This is a genomic window from Belliella aquatica (genome assembly GCF_014637795.1).
Taxonomy (GTDB): domain Bacteria; phylum Bacteroidota; class Bacteroidia; order Cytophagales; family Cyclobacteriaceae; genus Belliella; species Belliella aquatica.
The window spans coordinates 1-3,828 of sequence record NZ_BMFD01000039.1; the positions used below are offsets into that span (position 1 = coordinate 1).

The following is a 3,828-nucleotide window of genomic DNA, read 5'->3' on the forward strand; positions in this document are numbered from 1 at the left end:
TAGTCTGCCATAAACACATCCAAGCCTCCCAAGCCTGGGTGGCCGTTGCTCGAAAAGTAAAGCTTGTCTCCTATTCTATACGGATGGCTTTCGTTTTTACCTGTGTTGACCGAGGGACCTAAGTTTACTGGGGTCCCAAAGTTTAAGTCTTCGTCATAGCTCACGTAGTAGAGGTCAAAGCCTCCTTGTCCGCCTTCCATGTCTGAGCTGAAGTAAATTCTTTTGGCTTGTTCATCCACAAAGGGATGCATCACTCCGTATTTGGTTGCTTCGTTGAAGGGCATCGCCTTGTGTTCTGACATCATGCCTGATTCGTCTACTTTGCTATAGTAAATCTCTGTACCTACCGCAAACTCTAGGGTTCGCTTTGCTTTGGTGATCCTTCTTGTCACCGTATAGAACATCAAGTCTTTGCTATGCATAAAGCTTGCATCTGAGAAGTGGAGTACTTCTTCGTCGCCTGTGTTCAACTCGGTTAGGTTGCCTGCTGTATCTTTTCTGATGATCCTGAAAAACTCCCTGTCGTTGAAGTCATACTTCTCCTTGCTGTAGATGTTGTTCAGATCAAGTCTGATCGCTGCCTTCTCCGTTGGTGTTACTGCGCCTCGGTCGGAAGCAAAGTACATGTTCTTGTTTTTGTCTAGGGCCATGCCCATATCTGAACCGCTGCTGTTCACTCCTGCCACAGGCACTAGCTTCAGGTTGGCTCGCTGACTGTAAAGCGTCTTCATCTTCTGCGCATCGATCTCTGGAAAGTCGTCTGCTGTGAAGTCTGAACCTTCTAGTAAGGCATCCATCTCTACTTCTCCGTTGTTCACCATATAGGATGACACCAGGTATTCGTAGTAATCGTCTCTGTCTGCTTCTTCAAAGTTTACTACTTTAGCCCACCAATCGTTGGCTTTTTGGTAGTCTCTGATCTTATCGTAGGATTGTGCTATCTGTCTAGCTGTTTGGTATTTTTCCTTCTTGGCATAGGCCTGCTCGTACACTTCGGCGGCATGCTGGAAGTTATCCAAACTATACTGCTTGTCTGCGTAGCGTAATAGTGCGTTCTGCGCCTGTAGCTCCATTGTCCCTGTTCCAAAAAACAGCAATGATCCTATCAGTAGTGTTGTAAAAAGATTTTTCATAGTTAAAACCATCTAGGATTTTTCATGGTGACACTTCTCGGTGCAATGTAATACCCTACAGATATCTCGTGGGAGTTGTTCCTGTAATCACTCAGCACGTTCATGCTGTGGTCATAGGCATATCCCAGTCGCAGGTTGTTGGTCGCAAACACTTCCAACAGGAAGGCTACTGCGTTCCGCTGATTCAGGTTGTCCTGTAGGTTTTCCATACCAATCTGCATATTCGATCTGTACGAAGCTCCCAGCCACAATCTTTCTTTGAACAGCACCATCCCGTTGATGTCGTAACTCGTCGGGGCGCCTTTTACTTCTTTGATCAAAAAGCTTGGCTTGAACTGTACACTGCTTGAGATCGGAATCATTACTCCTGCTGTAATATAGTAATGGAAGTCATGGTAGGCAAGTGCAATGTCTTCTCTTTCCAAGGCTCCTCTGCCAATCATGTTGTAGGCACTCACTCCAGCATAGAACCTGCTGTTGTGAAAGAACATCCCTAGGTTCATGTTCGGTGTGAACATGTTCACTCTGCCTTCTGGCAGGTTCGGATCATTCGGATCGTTGGCTCTAAGCATGTCGCCGTTGATTGCGTATTCACTCGCTCCCACACTTGCTCCCAAGCCCAAAAATGATTCTCTGCCTGTCTGTATCCTGTATGCATATGACAACATCGCTCCGTTCGTATTGGTCGGCCCCATCTTGTCTGAAAGTACCGATAAACCAAAGCCCATCAGTCCTTCGTTTGCACTCAGATCCGCTGTCACTGTAAAGGTGGTCGGAGCGCCCTCAAAGCCAACCCACTGACTTCGGTAGGTGCTCTGTATGTACGGCTCTCCCTTGTAGCCCGCATACGCCGGGTTGATGTGAAGGCCGTTGAATATGTACTGGCTGAACTGCGGCAGCTGCTGACCTTCGACCATGCCGATGGCTATCACAGCCATCAGCATTGTCATTCCTAGTGTTTTAAAAATCCTTTTCATGATTTCTTCTTCCTTTAGTCTTTGATTACTTGAATCCAACCTTTGAAATCGTGCGCTCTACCTGTTCCATCTGTTCCTACCAATACGTAGTAGTATGTTCCTGCTGGAAGGCCGTCAGCTCTCCAATCATTCTGATAGTTCGTGCGCTCGAAGACATGGTCTCCGTATCTGTTGAAGATCACGATCTCGTTGGAAGCAAACTTACCTAGACCTTTGATCTCAAAACTGTCGTTTCTATTGTCTCCGTTTGGAGTAATCACGTTCGGGATAAAGAACGGATTAACCGTATTTACATCACTGTCTGTATTGTCATCAGGATTGATCTCTACGCCACCTGAGCTTACTGTTACCACATTGGTGATCGTCTGAGACGTTGGACTTGCTAGTGCATTTGCCCTTACCTGTACTCTGATCGTCAAGCTCGCACCGGCAGGGAAGTTAGCCACTGTCCATCTTACTTGCTGCCCGTTCACTGTTGTGGCTGGCTCAATCGCATTGTTGCTCGCCGTGAAGGTGGATCCTACATAGCTCACTCCGTTTGGTAAGTCATCAGTGATCACTACATCTACTGCATCGTTCTCTCCGTTGTTTCTTACCACGATCTCGTATTCGAATTCGTCTCCTTCGAAGATCTCTACATCGAATGATGTCTTCGTTACTGACATATCCACTTCGTCATTCAGTATTCTGAAGGTCACGAACGCCTCGTCACTGTTGGTCGGGTTAAGTGTCTCACTCAACACGTATCTCAATCTGTAGTCTCTGGCTTCGTTCACTCCTGGAATCAAGCTCAACTCTCCGTTTGGATTGATCAACAAACCGATGATGCCATCCAACTCTGTGAACACAAAGTCTACGTTGTCCATCGTTACTGCCTGACCATCCAACAAGTCGTTGTCAAGAATGTTGCCTATACGTCCGCCGAAGCTTACTGCAAACTCTCCAAACTCGTCATCGTTGGCTATGATTGGTCTTGCTCCTCCTCCGATTGTTACCGAATCTTCATCTCCTATCGTTCCGCCATCAGGTGTCTCTGCAGATACCGAAGCTGTATTCAACAAAGTTCCTCTTTCTAGATCTTCTCCTGTTATCGTATAAGAAGTCGCAAGGCTTACTACTTGTCCTGGTGCCAAGCTCGCAATCACATTATTGAAGCCTGTCAATGGATCTCTTACCACTACATTACTTAATGTTACGCTTCCTGTGTTGGTCACTGTCAAGTTGTAGTTGATCACTTCTCCCAACTGAAGGTAAGTAGTAGACTGTGTAGTTTTCACAATCTCAATACCTGCTCTCTGATCAACTTCAACAATCACTTCGTCTTCATCACCTGGAGTGTCTCCGTTTGGATCTTCACCTTGAGTACTCGCTACGTTCACGATTGAGCCGTTGTCAATGTCAGCCTGTATTACTGTATAAGTGTAGTCTCTGCTCACTGACTGACCTGGAAGTAGTGTTCCTACATTCTCAGATACATTCAACATCGCATCTACCAACATCACATCTGTCAAAGTAGTGTTACCTGTGTTCGTTACCGTCAACGTGTAAACTACTTCCTCGCCTGCTGCTGTTACTTGCGACTTGTTCGCTGACTTCGCTATTGTGATTGCTGAGTTTTGATCAACGTCTACCGTTACTGTTGCCTCGTCACCTGGCGTGTCTCCGTTTGGATCTTCACCTTGAGTGCTCGCTACGTTTACGATTGAGCCGTTGTCAAT

General features: G+C 46.4%; 3 protein-coding genes. All 3 read right to left on the reverse strand.

Annotation, left to right across the window (positions count from 1 at the left end; all coding sequences use genetic code 11):
* Positions 1-1,133, reverse strand: a 1,133-nt coding sequence (locus tag IEV57_RS19135) for a tetratricopeptide repeat protein (protein WP_373282277.1), incomplete at its 3' end; no start/stop codon positions are given.
* Positions 1,134-1,135: 2 nt separating this feature from the next.
* Positions 1,136-2,110 carry a PorP/SprF family type IX secretion system membrane protein gene (locus IEV57_RS19140; RefSeq protein ID WP_188444645.1) on the reverse strand — a complete coding sequence of 325 codons (975 nt, stop codon included), beginning with the start codon at positions 2,108-2,110 and terminating at the stop codon, positions 1,136-1,138.
* 14 nt (positions 2,111-2,124) lie between these two features.
* On the reverse strand, positions 2,125-3,828 hold a 1,704-nt coding region (locus IEV57_RS19145; RefSeq protein WP_229744579.1), incomplete at its 5' end, for a CLIPPER-2 domain-containing protein.

What these genes read in the sequence shown, in the direction of transcription:
- IEV57_RS19140 (WP_188444645.1), bottom strand. Translation starts at nt 2,110, where the DNA reads ATGAAAAGGATTTTTAAAACACTAGGAATGACAATGCTGATGGCTGTG.